This window comes from Candidatus Campylobacter infans, assembly GCF_013416015.1.
GTDB classification, from domain to species: Bacteria; Campylobacterota; Campylobacteria; order Campylobacterales; family Campylobacteraceae; genus Campylobacter; species Campylobacter infans.
The window spans coordinates 241,941-257,730 of the sequence record NZ_CP049075.1 but is presented as its reverse complement, the minus strand read 5'-3'; the positions used below and the strand labels follow the sequence as shown (position 1 = coordinate 257,730).

General features: G+C 35.4%; 20 protein-coding genes. 13 read left to right on the top strand and 7 right to left on the bottom strand.

The annotated features are described in order from the left end of the window. Window positions 1-48 precede the first annotated feature (48 nt). Genes proB through CINF_RS01305 form a run of 6 tightly spaced genes read right to left on the bottom strand, consistent with a single transcriptional unit; the run spans window position 49 to window position 5,038 of the window. A complete protein-coding gene (gene proB, locus CINF_RS01330) occupies window positions 49-810 on the bottom strand; it encodes a glutamate 5-kinase (protein ID WP_178696952.1) in 762 nt (253 codons plus the stop codon). A gap of 1 nt (window position 811) precedes the next feature. Next, entirely contained in the window at window positions 812-1,507 is a 696-nt protein-coding gene (locus tag CINF_RS01325) for an ABC transporter ATP-binding protein (protein WP_179975461.1), read from the bottom strand. After that, window positions 1,501-2,265: an ABC transporter ATP-binding protein gene (locus CINF_RS01320; RefSeq protein WP_179975460.1), complete on the bottom strand. Its 765-nt coding sequence runs from the start codon at window positions 2,263-2,265 to the stop codon at window positions 1,501-1,503. The genes CINF_RS01325 and CINF_RS01320 overlap by 7 nt, the downstream gene beginning before the upstream one ends. After that, complete coding sequence (locus CINF_RS01315; RefSeq protein ID WP_179975459.1) at window positions 2,255-3,331, bottom strand: branched-chain amino acid ABC transporter permease; 1,077 nt, start codon at window positions 3,329-3,331, stop codon at window positions 2,255-2,257. The genes CINF_RS01320 and CINF_RS01315 overlap by 11 nt, the downstream gene beginning before the upstream one ends. Before the next feature lies 1 nt (window position 3,332). Beyond that, window positions 3,333-4,229, bottom strand: a complete 897-nt coding sequence (locus tag CINF_RS01310) for a branched-chain amino acid ABC transporter permease (protein WP_179975458.1) — start codon at window positions 4,227-4,229, stop codon at window positions 3,333-3,335. Between the two features lie 29 nt (window positions 4,230-4,258). Continuing rightward, window positions 4,259-5,038, bottom strand: coding sequence for an MlaA family lipoprotein (locus CINF_RS01305; protein WP_179975457.1), 780 nt, complete (start codon window positions 5,036-5,038; stop codon window positions 4,259-4,261). Between the two features lie 125 nt (window positions 5,039-5,163). Between CINF_RS01305 and CINF_RS01300 the strand changes: the two genes are divergently transcribed. From CINF_RS01300 to rpmA, 13 genes are all read left to right on the top strand, one after another. Continuing rightward, the gene (locus tag CINF_RS01300) at window positions 5,164-5,916 is read left to right on the top strand and encodes a TOBE domain-containing protein (RefSeq protein WP_179975456.1); all 753 of its coding nucleotides are present in this window, start codon (window positions 5,164-5,166) and stop codon (window positions 5,914-5,916) included. 75 nt (window positions 5,917-5,991) lie between these two features. Beyond that, window positions 5,992-6,417, top strand: coding sequence for a TOBE domain-containing protein (locus CINF_RS01295; protein ID WP_179975455.1), 426 nt, complete (start codon window positions 5,992-5,994; stop codon window positions 6,415-6,417). Beyond that, window positions 6,417-7,157 carry a molybdate ABC transporter substrate-binding protein gene (gene modA, locus CINF_RS01290; RefSeq protein ID WP_179975454.1) on the top strand — a complete coding sequence of 247 codons (741 nt, stop codon included), beginning with the start codon at window positions 6,417-6,419 and terminating at the stop codon, window positions 7,155-7,157. The genes CINF_RS01295 and modA overlap by 1 nt, the downstream gene beginning before the upstream one ends. 169 nt (window positions 7,158-7,326) lie before the next feature. Next, the gene (locus CINF_RS01285; protein ID WP_178696944.1) at window positions 7,327-7,722 is read left to right on the top strand and encodes a hypothetical protein; all 396 of its coding nucleotides are present in this window, start codon (window positions 7,327-7,329) and stop codon (window positions 7,720-7,722) included. Continuing rightward, window positions 7,716-8,621: an ABC transporter ATP-binding protein gene (locus tag CINF_RS01280; protein ID WP_179975453.1), complete on the top strand. Its 906-nt coding sequence runs from the start codon at window positions 7,716-7,718 to the stop codon at window positions 8,619-8,621. Before CINF_RS01285 ends, CINF_RS01280 begins: the two co-directional genes overlap by 7 nt. Before the next feature lie 129 nt (window positions 8,622-8,750). Continuing rightward, window positions 8,751-9,419 carry a molybdate ABC transporter permease subunit gene (gene modB / locus CINF_RS01275; protein ID WP_179975452.1) on the top strand — a complete coding sequence of 223 codons (669 nt, stop codon included), beginning with the start codon at window positions 8,751-8,753 and terminating at the stop codon, window positions 9,417-9,419. 56 nt (window positions 9,420-9,475) lie between these two features. Next, window positions 9,476-10,849 carry a peptidoglycan metallopeptidase Pgp6 gene (pgp6, locus tag CINF_RS01270; RefSeq protein WP_179975451.1) on the top strand — a complete coding sequence of 458 codons (1,374 nt, stop codon included), beginning with the start codon at window positions 9,476-9,478 and terminating at the stop codon, window positions 10,847-10,849. A gap of 90 nt (window positions 10,850-10,939) precedes the next feature. Further along, window positions 10,940-11,830 carry a UDP-3-O-acyl-N-acetylglucosamine deacetylase gene (gene lpxC, locus CINF_RS01265; protein WP_179975450.1) on the top strand — a complete coding sequence of 297 codons (891 nt, stop codon included), beginning with the start codon at window positions 10,940-10,942 and terminating at the stop codon, window positions 11,828-11,830. A gap of 4 nt (window positions 11,831-11,834) precedes the next feature. Beyond that, the gene (locus CINF_RS01260) at window positions 11,835-12,281 is read left to right on the top strand and encodes a glycoprotease (RefSeq protein ID WP_240156139.1); all 447 of its coding nucleotides are present in this window, start codon (window positions 11,835-11,837) and stop codon (window positions 12,279-12,281) included. A 42-nt stretch (window positions 12,282-12,323) separates the two neighbouring features. Then, window positions 12,324-13,127: a tetratricopeptide repeat protein gene (locus CINF_RS01255; RefSeq protein WP_179975449.1), complete on the top strand. Its 804-nt coding sequence runs from the start codon at window positions 12,324-12,326 to the stop codon at window positions 13,125-13,127. Window positions 13,128-13,198: 71 nt separating this feature from the next. Continuing rightward, complete coding sequence (gene thrB / locus CINF_RS01250) at window positions 13,199-14,077, top strand: homoserine kinase (protein ID WP_179975448.1); 879 nt, start codon at window positions 13,199-13,201, stop codon at window positions 14,075-14,077. A gap of 121 nt (window positions 14,078-14,198) precedes the next feature. Then, window positions 14,199-14,507: a 50S ribosomal protein L21 gene (rplU, locus tag CINF_RS01245; protein WP_178696937.1), complete on the top strand. Its 309-nt coding sequence runs from the start codon at window positions 14,199-14,201 to the stop codon at window positions 14,505-14,507. A gap of 10 nt (window positions 14,508-14,517) precedes the next feature. Continuing rightward, window positions 14,518-14,772: a 50S ribosomal protein L27 gene (gene rpmA, locus CINF_RS01240; RefSeq protein ID WP_178696936.1), complete on the top strand. Its 255-nt coding sequence runs from the start codon at window positions 14,518-14,520 to the stop codon at window positions 14,770-14,772. 101 nt (window positions 14,773-14,873) lie between these two features. Here rpmA and CINF_RS01235 read toward each other — a convergent pair whose 3' ends face one another. Next, a complete protein-coding gene (locus tag CINF_RS01235) occupies window positions 14,874-15,701 on the bottom strand; it encodes an FkbM family methyltransferase (protein WP_179975447.1) in 828 nt (275 codons plus the stop codon). Window positions 15,702-15,790: the final 89 nt, after the last annotated feature.

Genomic DNA, 15,790 nt, shown 5'->3' with positions numbered 1-15,790 from the left:
TTTTGGCTTAAAATTTTAAAATTTCTACATTAAAATTTTAATACCAAATCACGCTCTAAACAGCGTCCCGCCATTTTGTTTATCATTTAATAAAAAATCTTTTACCACACTTAAATCAAAACCGCTTGCTAAAAAGGCGCTTTTATTTTCATCAAGTAGCATTTTAGCTGCTATTAGCTTAGTAGCAATGCCGCCGGTGCCGTGCTTTGAGCCACTTTTGTTTGTGTGAGTGCTAATTTCATCATCATCTAACGCGCTCACGATTTTGCGGATTTTAGCATTTTTATTTGTGCGCGGATCCGCGTCATAATAGCCATCTATATCGCTTAGCATCACAAGCATATCCGCCCCAAAATGCAAGGCCGCAGCAGCTGAAAGGCGGTCATTATCGCCATAAACAATCTCAGCAGTTGCCGTGGCGTCATTTTCATTTATAATAGGCAAAACGCCTAATTTAAGCAAGCCTAAGACCACATTTTTAGCATAATTTGTGCGTTTTCTACTATCAAAATCGCTAGCATTTAATAAAAGCTGGGCGCAAAATTTGCCATATCTACTAAGTGATGATGTATAAACTTGCATCAAATGTGCTTGTCCTATGGCCGCTAAAATTTGCTTATTTAGCACACTATCGCGCTCTAAGTTGATTTGTGCTTGCCCGCAAGCAATAGCCCCTGAGCTAACCAAAATCACCTCGTATTTTTGCATTAACAAATAAAGCAAATCACACAAGCTATCTACACGCGCAAGGCTGATTTTACCATCATCACTAAGGACATGCGAGCCGACTTTTATTACAATTTTTTTCACGCTAAGCCCCTAAGTATTTGCGCCTGATCTCATCATCGCCGATAAGCTCGCTACTTTTGCCCTCTAAACTTATATGCCCGTTTTCAAGCACATAAGTATAATTGCTACTTTTTAAGGCTAAAAATGCGTTTTGTTCTACTAATAAAATACTCAACCCGCTTTCATTTAGCTCTTTTAATGCACTAAATACTTCGCCCACTACCTTTGGCGCAAGCCCTAAGCTAGGTTCATCAAGCATTAAAAGTTTTGGTTGGCTCATTAAGGCTCTTGCTATTGCTAGCATTTGTGCCTCACCACCACTAAGCGTGCCAGCTAAGGCCTTGCGCTTATGCTCTAAACGCGGAAAAAGCTTATACATTTTTTCTAATAATTCATCAAATGCGCTCATATTATTAAATGCGCCGATTTTAATATTTTCTTCTACGCTTAAATTTATAAAAACGCGCCTACCCTCAGGCACCAGCGCAAGCCCTGAGCGCACGATATTATGAGTTTTTGCTTTAATTATATTTTTGCCATTATAAAAAACTTCACCCTTTTTCTTTACCATGCCAATTATCGCATTTAGCGTGCTGGTCTTACCTGCGCCATTTGAGCCTATTAAACTAATTATTTGCCCTGCTTTTAGATTAAAATTTACGCCATGAACGGCCTCATTTAATCCATAATACACCAGTAAATTTTTCACCTCTAACATTCAAAATCCCCCAAATACGCAGCCACCACATCCTCATGCGTTATAGCATCGCTTGGCGTGCCTTCAAATATCACCTTGCCATAATCTAGCACCAGCACGCGCTCGCATAATCTATTTACAAATTTCATATCATGTTCTATTAAGAGTATGGTCAAACCTCGCTCTTGCTTTAATCTTAACATAAGCGTGGCTAATTCATCGCTTTCTGCTGGATTCATACCAGCTGCTGGCTCATCAAGCATTAAAAGTTTTGGCTGGCTAGCAAGAGCTCTTGCAATCTCTACCTTACGCTGTGCTCCATAGCTTAATGAAGTAGCGCTTTCATTTGCGTAGGCGCTAAGTCCTAATTCATCTAGCAATTCAAGCGCTTTTTGCCTAGCTTCTCGCTCAGCCTTGTGGTAGCGCCCTATATGAAATGCAGCCTCTAAAAAGCTATATTTAAAGCTACCATTCATACCGATTAAGACATTTTCTAACACACTCATAGAGCTAAAAAGACGAATATTTTGAAAAGTGCGCGCAATGCCAAGATATATGCGCTTATTGCCATTAATTTTAGTAATATCCCCGCCATCAAAACGCACCCTGCCAGCACTTGGGGCATAAGCTCCGGTAATGATATTAAACATAGTAGTTTTACCTGCGCCATTTGGGCCAATAAGACCGAAAATTTCGCCCTTTTGCACGCTAAAAGTAGTAGGGCTTATAGCTTGTATGCCACCAAAATGCTTAGAAATTTCACTTAATTCAAGAAGCATTTTTGCCCCCTTTGCGTAGCTTAAAAATTTCAGTAAGTTCGCGCTGTCCCATAATGCCACGCCTTGCAAAGAGCATTAAAAGTATTAAAATAAGCGAAAATACCACCATTCTAAGTCCAGGCAAGGCCTTGGTTTCATAGCCAAAAATATTCATCGGCTCATCTAAAAATCTAAGCCACTCCATACCGCCAATTACTAAAATCGTCCCTAGTATTGCCCCGCTCGTGCTTCCAAGCCCACCTAATACTATTATAATAAGTAATTGAAAGGTAAAGAAAAATGTAAATTGATCAGGGCTAATAGTGCCTAAAAAGCCAACTAAAAGCGCGCCACCAATACCCTCAAAAAAAGCCGAAATACAAAAAGCTAGCGTTTTAATCCAAAAGGTATTTATCCCCATAGCCCAAGCAGCATCTTCATCATCTCTTATAGCCTTCATAGCTCGTCCAAAACGCGAATATACCACATTTAAAATCACAATCACCGAAATAATAGCCACCGAACCACTATAAAAAATATTTGTATAGCGCGATATACTCTCATCAGCATTATAAATTACTATATCATTTAACCCAAGAGAGCCATTTGTAAAAGCAGGAAAATTTACCGCAAGCAATTGAATAATAAAACCAAAACCAAGCGTAACAATAGCTAAATAATCACCCCTTACACGAAACACAGGCATAGCTAAAATTAAAGCCAACAAACTAGCGCACAAACCACTAATTAGCATAGTAAAAATAAACGAACTTGTGTGTAAGGTTAAAATTATACCAGCTGGTTCCTCGGCTTCAAATTGATAAAGCTTAGCATCACTATCAAGCAATAAAAGCGCTGCAACATAAGCGCCTAAGGCCACAAAACCATTTGGCTCTAAGCTAAATTGCCCAGTAACGCCATTTATTAAATTATAACTAATAGCCAAAATAATAAAAATAGCAATATTATTTACAATTCTTAGCCCATATTCATTAAACATCGTAGCACTTACTATCATAAAAATAAGAGCAATACTAAAAAATATTAAATATCGTAATTTTGGTATTTGTAATCCTAAATGATTCATTTTAAAACCTACTTTTTTCATAGTTATAGCCTAAAATTCCAGTAGGCTTAAAGATTAAAACCAAGATCAAAAATATAAAGGCAAAGGCATCTTTAAAACCTGCCATTTGTGGCCAAAACGCCACTGCCACAACCTCGCTAAATCCTATAATAAAACCACCAAGCACAGCCCCAGCTACTGAGCCAATCCCGCCAAGCACAGCCGCGCCAAAGGCTTTAAGCCCAATTAACACGCCCATTAGCGGATCTATACTAGGATAACTAACCGCATAAAACACGCCACCAACAGCAGCAAGAGATGAACCTAGAGCAAAAACAAAGGCTATTATAAGATTTGCATCAATGCCCATTAAATGCACGGTAGAGATATCAAAAGCCAGCGCGCGTATGGCTATGCCGTATTTTGTGCGATAAAGTATAAAAAGCACAACACAAAGCAAAACCAAAGTAATAATAGGCACTAAAATCGCGCCCATCGTTACGCTAACTGAGCCAAAACTTACTACTTGCTCTAAAAATTGTGGCACTAAAAAAGGTCTAGGTGTCCCGCCAAAAAATACCTGAAAAAGATTTTCTAATAAAAAACTCACACCAATAGCAGTAATCAACAAAGAAATGCGCGGAGCTAAGCGAAGTGGCTTGTATGCTAGCTTATCAATGCTAATACCAAGGATTAAACTAACCACCACAGCAAAAATTAAAGCATAAACAAAGGGCAAATTCATAGAAGTCATCGCAAAAAGTGCAGAATACGCGCCTATCATCATTATATCGCCGTGAGCAAAATTTATCAACCTAAGCACACCATAAACCATGGTGTAGCCAATCGCAATTAGCGCATACATCGAACCTAACGAAAAACCATTTATCATTTGCTGAAAAAACAAAATACTATCCAAAACCTGCCCTCTTAATTTAAAATTTTAAGCTATTCTTTAATTTGCGCTCTTCTTCTTTGCTCATAAGCATCTCGCAAAAATGGATACAAATCAAGCACGCCTTTTGTGAGATTTTCATATAAATATGGATCTTTTGCGCTTTTATTTACAACAGCCAAACTATTTAAGCTAAAACTAATAAAACCATCGTGCATAGGTTTTTTAGCCCAAATTTTATCCCCATAAGCACTAGGCGTGAAAAAATAATCCACGCCAAGCCCGATAGAATCGCGCAAATTACTATGACCAACCAATGGCCAAACTATATGAAAACCAGAACCCACGCCCCAGTGTCCTAAGGTTTGCCCAAAATCTTCTTTATGGATTTTAATGCCTTTTTTGCCGGCTATATCGATAAATCCGCCCAGTCCAATGGTGGTATTAAGCACAAAAGCCTTTATTTCATCGCTAGCGTATGAAAATTTTGCTTGGAATATATTATTTACAAAACGCACGGGAAATTTTAGATTTGTAAAAAAATTTTCTATGCCAGTTTGAGCAATATTGGGCATTAAAGCATCATAGCTTACAAAAATATGCTTAAAAATCAATCTATAAAGCGCATCATTTACATTTGTCATAAAGCGATTATATCCGCTTAAAGGATCGGGCACTAAGGGAGCAAACTCACCATCAAACTCGTCTATTTCGTCATCTAAAATATTTTGAGTTGCAAGCGAAACCCCGCTATTTACCACAGCTGGTATTTCTGGCAAGCTAACAGCATTTAAAAAAATAAAAGGCACCAACAAAATAAATAAAATTTTCATTATTAAAAATCTCTATATTATTTAATGATAAAAGCAAAGATTTTATAAAAATTAAACTTTAAATTTTATAAAAAAAGAAAAATTTTATGATAGAATAAATTATTATTTTATATAAAGGTAAAATTATGAAAATAAGCGCTGATTTAAAAATTTATTTAGATAATGAAATTTACCTAGATAAAAAACAAATTGCCCTATTAAAAGCCATAGCAAAAACAGGCAGCATAAAAGAAGCGGCAAAAATTTTAAATATCTCGTATAAAAGCGCATGGGATTATCTAAACGCACTAAATTTTAAACAAGAATTAGTAATATGCAAAAAAAATAGTGGCACTAAATTAAGCCAAAAAGCTCTTAAAATAATAAAAAATTACGAACTCATACAAAATTTACAACAAAGCTTTTTAGATAAAATTTCTAATATAAATATAAATTTAGAATTTATATCAAAATTTTGTTTTACATTAAGTGCTAGAAATCAATTACAAGTTACAATCACAAAAATCATTCAAGGTGCCGTAAATTGCGAGGTTATCGGGCGTTTAGAAAATGGCGATGAATTAAAAGCTACAATAACGCTAAAAAGCCAGCAAAATATGGATTTAAAGCTTGGAGATAGCGTATATTTCATCTTTAAAGCCCCTAGCGTAATAATCAGCAAAGATAAATTAGAAAATTCTTTAATGCCAAATATTTTAAAAGCAAAAGTAATCTCAGCCACTCTTGGAGCAGTAAATAGCGAAATAATCGCTTCTTTATCTAATCAAGAACAAATAGTGGCTATTATACCAAATGATTCTACAATGGATTTAAGATTAAGCGTAAATGATGAAATAGGCGTAATCATTAATGCCAATGATATTATAATAGGCAAATAAATATAAATTAATAATTTTTTTGCATTTATAAAATAAAATCGCTAAAATCGCACACTTTTTTTTAAAGGATAAACTATGCAAATAAGTGCTAGAAATCAGCTAGAAGTAAAAATAGCTAAGATTAAAGAAGGTGCTGTAAATAGCGAAATAATCGCTAATTTAGGCGATGGTAGCACGCTGTGTGCGCAAATTACGCTAAAAAGCCAACAAAATTTTGAATTAGAAGTTGGAGATGATGCTATATTCATTTTTAAAGCCCCTAATGTAATAGTGGCAAAATACGCCCAGCTTAAAATTTCTGTACCAAATCAGCTAAAAGTAAAAATTAGCGAGATAAAAATAGGTGCTGTAAATAGCGAAATAATCGCTAAAATTGGAGATTATGAGCTTTGTGCTATCATCACAAATGATTCAGTAAAAAACCTAGATCTTAAAAATGGCGATGAAGTCTTATTTTTAGTTAATCCTAACGATATAATCGTGCTTAAAAAGGATAAATAATGAAAAAAATATTTGCAATTTTGCTTTTAGCACTTTGTGCTTTTGGAGCAGAGCTTAAAGTAGCAGCGGCTGCAAATGTCGCAGTAGTCGCAAATGAACTAAAAAAAGCATTTGCCAAAACCCATCCAAATGACAGCGTAGAAATCACGCTAGCATCAAGCGGTAAATTAGTAGCGCAAATCAAAAATGGCGCACCTTTTGAATTGTTTATGGCCGCAAATGTGGATTTTGCTAAATCTTTAAGCAATGATGGCTTTGGCGTGGGCGAAGTGGCTGTGTATGCAAAAGGCAAGGTAGCCTTATTTAGCGCGCGTGGCGTGGATTTAAGCAAGGGCTTACAAAGCTTAAAAAATGCCAAAATCAAAACAATAGTAATTGCAAACCCAAAAACAGCACCTTATGGCACAGCAAGTATGCAAGCCATGCAAAATGCTAAAATTTATGATGAAATAAAATCCAAAATTATCTACGCCGGCTCAATAGGCGAAGCATTAAGCCAAACAATAAGCGCGGCTGATATTGGTTTTGTAGCAGGTAGCGCACTTTATGATGAAAAAATGCGCAAATTTAAAGAAGGCAAGGATTATATTTTTATTGATAGCACGCTTTATGAACCGATCGCCCAAGCTATGGTAATTACTAAAAAAGGCGAAAATTCCAAACTTGCCAAGGAATTTTATGATTTTATTTTAAGCCAAGATGCTAAGGCGATTTTTGCAAAATACGGCTATGAATTTTAATAAATTTTAATTTAAAATTTTAATCTTTTTATGCGTGTGTGCTAGAAAATTGTGTCTTAAAGCAAATTACTAGCACAATGCAAAACTTTCATAAACCACGCTAAATGCGTAATTCATATGGGTTTTGCTAAAATTTTATAAAATTAAATATCAAAATTTAAGGATTTTTATGCGCTTTGAGGCTGAGGTTTTGGATATTAAAACTTACAAAAGCACGAATTTTATTAGCTTTGCTAGTGATTGCTTAACATTATCGTGTATAAACTTACAAAATCCAAAAGAGCTAAAAATCAAAAGCAAGGTGATTTTAGGCTTTAAAAGCGCTGATGTAATGCTTTGTAAGGATTTAATGCCGCTACTTAGCGCGAATAAATTAAAAGTTCGCCTACTTAGTAAAGAATGTGCCAAAATAATCAGCGTGTGTAATTTACAAAGCTTAGAGTGCCAAAATTTTTGTTTTCAAGCCTTGCTTGATAGCCAAAGCGCACAACAAATCGCTCCAAACGATGAATTATACGCATATATCGGCTATACCTCACTTTTTATTGATGAAATTTTATGCTAAGTTTTTGTGCTTATAAAAAATTTAATGATTTTTGCGTGGATGCTAGTTTTAGCGTGGATAAGGGCGAGTTTGTAGCGCTTTTTGGCGCAAGTGGAGCTGGCAAAAGCACTATTTTGCGCTTGCTTGCTGGCTTTGAAAAGGCTGATTTTGGAGCTAGCAAAAAAGGCGAAGTAATTTATTTTAATCACAAAAAACTTAAAAATGCGGATATTTCATCATTTGATAAAGCTCCCATACTAAATACAAAAGAAATTTTTTTAGCTCCGCAAAAACGAAATATCGGCTTTTTATTTCAAGATTATGCTTTGTTTTCAAATATGAGCGTGCTAAAAAATTTACTTTATGCTAAAAATGATAAAAATTATGCCGAGTTTTTGCTGGATTTGTGCGATTTAAACGGGCATAAAAACGCCTTGCCAAATGAACTAAGTGGCGGGCAAAAGCAGCGCGTAGCTCTCGTGCGCGCGCTTATGCGGCGACCTGAATTGTTATTGCTTGATGAGCCATTTAGCGCACTTGATTATGGGCTAAAATCACGCTTGCAAGATTATTTGCTTAAAATTCATCAAAACTTAAAACCTACAATTATAATGGTAAGCCATGATTTAAGCGAGGTTTATAAGCTAGCAAAACGCGTGCTAATCGTATCAAATGGCAAAATCACACAAAATGGCTCACCAAGTGAAATTTTTATGCCAAATAAAGGCTCACAAAAGCTTAATGTGATTGGCAAAATTTTAGAATTAAAAGATGAGGGCGCTGTTATTATTGCCGTGGTTGAAATCGCTAATAGGCTCGGCCAAATCGCACTAAGCCCACAAGAAGCCAAAGGATTAAAAGCCTCAGATGAAGTAATAATAAGCGTCAAGGCCTTTAAAGCAAATATAAAAAAGCTGTAAATTTTAAAATTTATCATCGCGTAAATCATCGCACAAATTTTAAAATTTGATTAAATTTTAATCAAGCTATTTAAAATTTCTAGTTTTAACTGGCAAATTTTAATAATCCACAAAAAATTAAGGATAAATATGAGTTTTACGCCCTTTTTTCTTTCTTTAAAATTAGCTTTAATCTCTACAATAATTTTATTTGTTTTTTGCGTCCACTTAGCGTATTTTATGGCGCGCGCGCAATTTCGCGCAAAGGCGATATTTGAGGCCATAATCGCGCTGCCGCTTGTGTTGCCGCCAAGCGTGCTAGGATTTTATTTGCTGGTGTTTTTATCGCCTTATTCTTTTTTGGGCGAATTTTTTGAGAGAAATTTTGATTTGCGTTTGGTTTTTAATTTTACTGGGCTAATTATTGCTAGTTGTATTTATTCTTTGCCTTTTATGGCTCAGCCTTTAATTGCTGGCTTTCGCGCCTTGCCAAAAAGCATTATTGAAGCGAGTTATAGCCTAGGACATGGCAGGATTTGCACGCTTTTAAAAGTCGCCTTGCCAAATATCAAGCCAAATATCTTAAATGCCGTAATAATCAGCTTTGCGCATACTTTGGGAGAGTTTGGCGTGGTGTTGATGATAGGTGGATCAATTAGCAATCAAACCAAGGTCGCAAGCATTGCTATATATGATTATGTCGAGCTTATGGATTATTCTAGTGCGCATATTTACTCAGCTATTATGCTAGGTATTAGTTTTGTTGTGCTTTTTAGCGTATATTTCATAACAAACAAAATGAATAAACACAATTTATAGCTTATTTAAAATAATTTGCTACAATCGCGCCTTTTAAAATTTTATTAGGATAAATTATGACAGCAAAGCATTTTAGCATTATTTTATTTATTATTATTTGTATTGGCGGGGCAATTTTAATCCCTAATAGTAGCGCATTTGAAAAAAATCCGCCTAAAATTTCAATTCTAAATGCTTCAAATAACACAATATATTGGAATCCAAAAAACCCATTAAACATACAAATAATCGATGATAGCGGGCTAGCAAGCGTAAGCGGTAGCATAGCTAATGAAAACGCACAAGCTAATTTAAAAATCAATTACGAGCAAGGACAAAAAGAATTAAAATTTGAATTAAAAATGCCACAAAATTTAAAATACAAAAATGGCGATGAATTTACATTGAAATTAAACGCCACCGATATTAGCTATGCGAATTTTTTTAGCGCAAACACAAGCGAGCTTAGCGCAAAAATCATCATAGATACAAAAATGCCAAGCATTTCTATAATCAATCAAAGCTATAAAATCATAAAAGGCGGAGCCGGAGTTGCTGTGTTTAGGCTACATGACGATAGCCAGCTAAAAGAGTTTTTTGTAGAAACGAATTATGGCAAACGCTTTAAACCGGTTAAATTTTATAAAGATGGATATTACGCCATAATGCTAGCTTGGCCAAGCAAAGAACAAGATTTTAACGCTAAAATAATAGCCACAGATTTAGCTGGAAATACCGCCAAAACAAACATACGCTACTTTTTACAAGATAGAAAATACAAAGAAAGCAAAATAGCTCTAAGAGATAATTTTATAAATGGAAAAATAACCGAACTAGCACAAATGTATGCACAAAACGCCGATAATATGGACTCCATAGAAAAATTTAAATTTGTAAATGAAATCTTGCGTGGAGCCAATGAAGATAAAATCGAACAAATTAGCTCAAATATCAGCGAAGAAAGCTTAGAAAATTTTAAAATAAAACCATTTTATCCGCTCAAAAATGCTGCGGCTGTGGCAAGTTTTGGCGATCATAGATATTTTATGCTAGATGGTAGCGAGCTAAGCCAGAGCTGGCATTTAGGGCTTGATTTAGCTAGTACAGCTGGTGCTAAAATAACCGCAAGCAATGATGGCGTGGTTGTTTTTGCAGAAGAAAACGGCATTTACGGACAAAATTTAATAATTTATCACGGGTTTGGGCTTTATTCACTTTATGGGCATTGTAGCACGCTAAATGTGGATGTAAATAGCAAAGTAAAAGCCGGCGATGTTATCGCTACTACGGGCGCTACCGGGCTTGCGCTTGGCGATCATTTGCATTTTAGTATGATAGTTCAAGGCATACAAGTGCGCCCAGAAGAATGGATGGATAAAAAATGGATGAAAGAAAGCGTTTATGATGTTTTAAATGACGCTAAAAAAATAATCGACACCATCAAAAAGTAAAATTGCTAAATTTTAAAATTTACCGATTTGTTACTATTTATGGCTAAAATCGCAAACTTTTAAAATTTCATAAATAAAACAGGCTAAATTATGAAGCAAACAACAATAGCAAAAAAAGTAGAAAATATCGGCATAGGATTGCATAAAGGCCAGCCAATCAAGCTAACCTTAGAGCCAGCGCCAGCAAATAGTGGCATTAACTTTTACAGAAGCGATATAAATGCTAGCTTTAAAGCCGAACCTGCAAGCATTGGCAACACCCAAATGGCAACGGTTTTAGGCGATTTGGCTAGCGGGGTTTATATATCAACCATAGAGCATTTAATGAGCGCAATTAGCGGGCTTGGCATAGATAATATAAAAATTAGCGTAGATGCAAATGAAGTGCCAATCATGGATGGTAGCGCAATAAGCTTTTGTATGATGCTAAAAGATGCTGGCATAAAATTACTTGATGAGAGCAAAAAAGTTTTAATAATTAAGCGCGATATAGTAGTTGAAGATGGCGCTAAAATGGTAGCTTTACGCCCTAGCTTAGAGCCAAAATTTCATTTTTTTATAGATTTTAAAAATCCTGTAATAGCACAGCAAAAATATAGCTTTATTTTTAGCAAACAAAATTATTTAGAAGAAATTGCGCGCGCGCGAACTTTTGGCTTTTTAGAAGATGTTAAAAAGCTAAACGCTGCTGGCTTGGCACTTGGTGGAAGCTTAGATAATGCCATAGTAATAGACGCTAACCGCGTGCTAAACCCTGATGGCTTGCGTTTTAGTGATGAATTTGTGCGCCATAAAATTCTTGATGCCATAGGTGATTTAAATGTCTTTGGAGCGCGCGTTTTAGGCAATTACGAAGCCATCGCTGGCAGCCACGAACTAAATCACAAACTTACACTTGAAATTTTAAAAAGTAGCCAAAATTACGAAATAGTAAGCGTAAATGCTGGCAATGAAAAAGAGCTAGAAAAAGCCTTTGCTTAAAAAAATGAAAAAAATAGATTTGCTAGTAATTGCCTTAGGTGCGCCTTTACTAGTTGGCGTGTATGAAAACGGCTCGCTTATAGAAAGCAAAAGTTTTGATGAGCAAGCAAGCGAGGCTTTAATCTTAGCTCTTTGTGATTTTAATCAAAAATATCATATCCAAAAAATTATTTACGCAAACACACCAGGTTCATTTATGGGATTAAAAGTGGCTTTTGTGATCTTAAAAAGCTACGCCATAGCAAAAGATTGCGAACTTTTTGGCGTTAGCGGGTTTGCGCTAAATGCTGGTGGAGCAATTCGAGCAAATAAAAACTTTTGTTTCGTGCAAGAAAACGGCAAAATCACGCTTAAAAAAGCAGAGCCTACAAGCTTTGTTTTGCCACAAAGCTTAAATGATTTAAGCCTAAGCGCACAAGCTGAGCCGGTTTATTGCATAGAGCCGGTTTAGGGCTTTGATGAAATTTTAAAATTTTAATTTTAAAGGGCAAAAATGAAAAAAATTATTTTGAATTTATTAGTTTTAAGCACTGCGATTTGGGCTGCTTCTTTTAACGAGGGCGATTATGCTTACAATAAAGGCAATTACCAAGACGCTAGCAAATTATGGCAAAAAAAATGCAATAGTGGCGATAGCAAAAGCTGCAATAATCTAGGCGTTTTATACGAAAACGCACAAGGCGTAAAAAAAGATTATAAAAAAGCAAGCCAGCTCTACAAACAAGCCTGCGATGGCAAAAATGCCGATGGATGCTATAATCTAGGCGTTTTATACGAAAACGCACAAGGCGTAAAAAAAGATTATAAAAAAGCAAGCCAGCTCTACAAACAAGCCTGCGATCAAAATAAAAGTGATGCTTGCTATAATCTTGCGATTTTATATCAAAACGGCCAAGGCGTAAAACAAAATTTCGCTAAAACCAGCGAGCTTTTTACCAAGGCTTGCGATAGTGGCGATGCCTATGCTTGTAATAATCTAGGTGTATTATATAAAAACGGCAAGAGCGTAAAACGAAATTTCACAAAAGCCAGCCAATTATTCAATAAATCTTGTGCTAGCAATATAGCTAGCGGATGCTATAATTTAGGCGTTTTATACGAAAACGCACAAGGCCTAAAACAAGATTACAAAAAAGCTAAGCAATTATATCAAAAAGCTTGCGATAGTGGCGATGCCCACAGTTGCTACAATCTAGGCGCGCTCTATAAAAATGGAAAAGGCGTGATAAAAGACGAGAAAAAAGCTAATCAATTATATGAAAAAGCCTGCAAAGATGGAGGTTGCTCGCGCAAATAAGACTATAAAATTTTAAAATTTTAAAATTTACATTTTTAGCGATATAATCTCAGCAAAAATTAGGATAAAAAATGACAATACTCGCACCAGCAACTAGCGCAAATCTAGGCCCTGGCTTTGATAGCTTGGGGCTTGCTATAAAACTTCACAACACAACCAAAATAAAAACTCAAAAATTTACCCAAATTAGCGTTCGTGGCGAAGGCGCCCAAAATACTTGGATTAAAACAAACAATACCTTTGTAAATATTTTTAATGAAATTTACAGCACCCTAAACAATGATAAGAAAAAATTTCATTTTGATTTTGAAAACAACATACCTCTTTCACGCGGATTAGGTTCAAGCTCAGCTGTTATCGTAGGCGCAATAGCTAGCGCATACAAAATGGCTGGCTTTGCCCCAAGCAAACAAAAGGTGCTAGATACCGCGCTAAAATACGAATCGCACCCTGATAATATCGCTCCATGCGTATTTGGCGGCTTTAATGCTAGCATAATCGAAGATGGCAAAGTTTTTAGCAAAAAAGCGCATTTAGATGAAAACTTACGAGCAGTTTTGCTAATCCCCGATACTGCCATAAGCACGAAAAAATCACGCTCTTTGCTGCCAATAAATTACAGCGTGGCTGAATGTGTGAATAATCTAAGCCACACTGGCGTGCTAAGTGCTTGTTTTTTTAGCAAAGATTATAAAAATTTACGCATTGCAAGTCGCGATGCAATGCACGAAGAACGCCGCATGCAAGCCTTGCCACAGCTTTTTATAGCTCGTAAAATCGCCTATGAAAACGGCGCACTTTTAAGCACACTTTCAGGTTCTGGCTCTACATTTTTTAATCTTTGCTTTAAAGAAGATGCGCCAAGAATTAGCAAAGCCTTAGAAAATGAGTTTAATGCCTATAAAGTGCTTATATGCGAACTAGACAACAACGGATACGAAATAAGCTAATTTTCAGCATAAAAAGCTATAATCACCCGCTCAAAACTCAAAACAGCCCCTAAATTTTTATTTTTGCGAATATATCGTAAGATAAAATGCTTTTTGAGCTACCAAAATAAAAGGATTTTTGATGTATGCTATCATCAAACACGGCTCAAAGCAATACAAAGTAAGCCAAGGCGATTATTTAAACCTTGATTATTTCCAAGCTGAGCCAAAAAGCCAAATAGAACTAAGTGAAGTTCTAGCCGTAAATGACGGTCAAATGAAGGTAGGTGCGCCATTTGTAGAGGGTGCGAAGGTAGTTTTAGAAGTTATCACATCTGGTAAAGATAGAAAAATAGTGATTTTCAAAAAGCGCAGACGCAAAGACTCAAAACGCAAAAGAGGCTTCCGCCGTCAATACACTCGCGTAAAAGTCGCTAGCATAAAAGCATAAGGAGTAGAAAATGGCACACAAAAAAGGTCAAGGTTCAACCCAAAATAACCGAGATTCGATAGGACGCAGGTTAGGTGTGAAAAAATTTGGTGGCGAATTCGTGCGCGCAGGCAACATAATAATCCGCCAAAGAGGCACCGCAACTCACGCTGGCAATAATGTAGGCATAGGCAAAGATCACACGATTTTTGCGTTGATTGATGGTTTTGTAAAATTTGAACGCAAAGACAAAACGCGCAAAAAAGTATCTGTTTATGCAAAATAATTTACCACTAGGGCTTCAAAGCCCTGGGTGCTTCAAAATTATTTGTATTAAAATTTATAAATAATCATTAAAAAAATTAAAATTCTAACTTTAAATTCGGCTTAAATCCAATCCAAATATATATTTGAAATGTTATTTTTAGAAATTTTAGCTTTTAGGGCGTTTAGTTTTTCATTAGGATTATCAAAAAGTCGCTCATGCGTTTCAACCATAATGTATTCAATTTTTTCGCATAAATTTTGCTCTATAAAAGCATCAAGCACATCAAATTCAGCCCCTTCAATATCAAGTTTTATAAAATTTATCTTACCATGGCGTTGTAATAATTCTTTTGTAACTTCACAAAAATCAATCATATCTACTTCATAGCCTTGCTTTTGTAAATTCGCGCGCGCATTAGATTTAACGATGCTAGCCCCTTGCGAAACGATATCATCAGCTAAATTATAAAAAATCGTTTTTTCATTTTTATTTGAAATGGCTTGCTGGGCTAAAATAAAATTAGGATTATCTTTATAAAGATTGTTTAAAAACGCACATAAATAAATATTTGGCTCAAAAGCATAACTAACAGCCCCGCACGCTAGGGCGATATCGCTAAAAACGCCATTATGGCAACCGCCATCAATGAAAATTAGCTTTTCGTTATTTTGACCACGCAAATATAAATCATAAAAAATTTTATGGTATTTAAAAGCGATATTAGCGCGTTTTAGCAAAAAATCAAAAGCATAAAACCCAGCGCCGCCATTTCTTAAATCATAACTAATTTTATTGACATCAAGGGTCGATGAATAAGTATGGATTAAATTATTTGATAACTTCTCAACAAATTCCACAAATTTATTTTGGTTTATGTATTGAAAAATTTTCTTTTTACCAAAATAAATTTCTCTTTTACCACTATCATATTTGATTTTTTTAAACATTCATTATCCTTATAAAAGCCAAAATTATATTGAATTATTGTAAATTTTAGAATGAAAATTTGAATGTTTGCGTAGCGCGATAACTTATA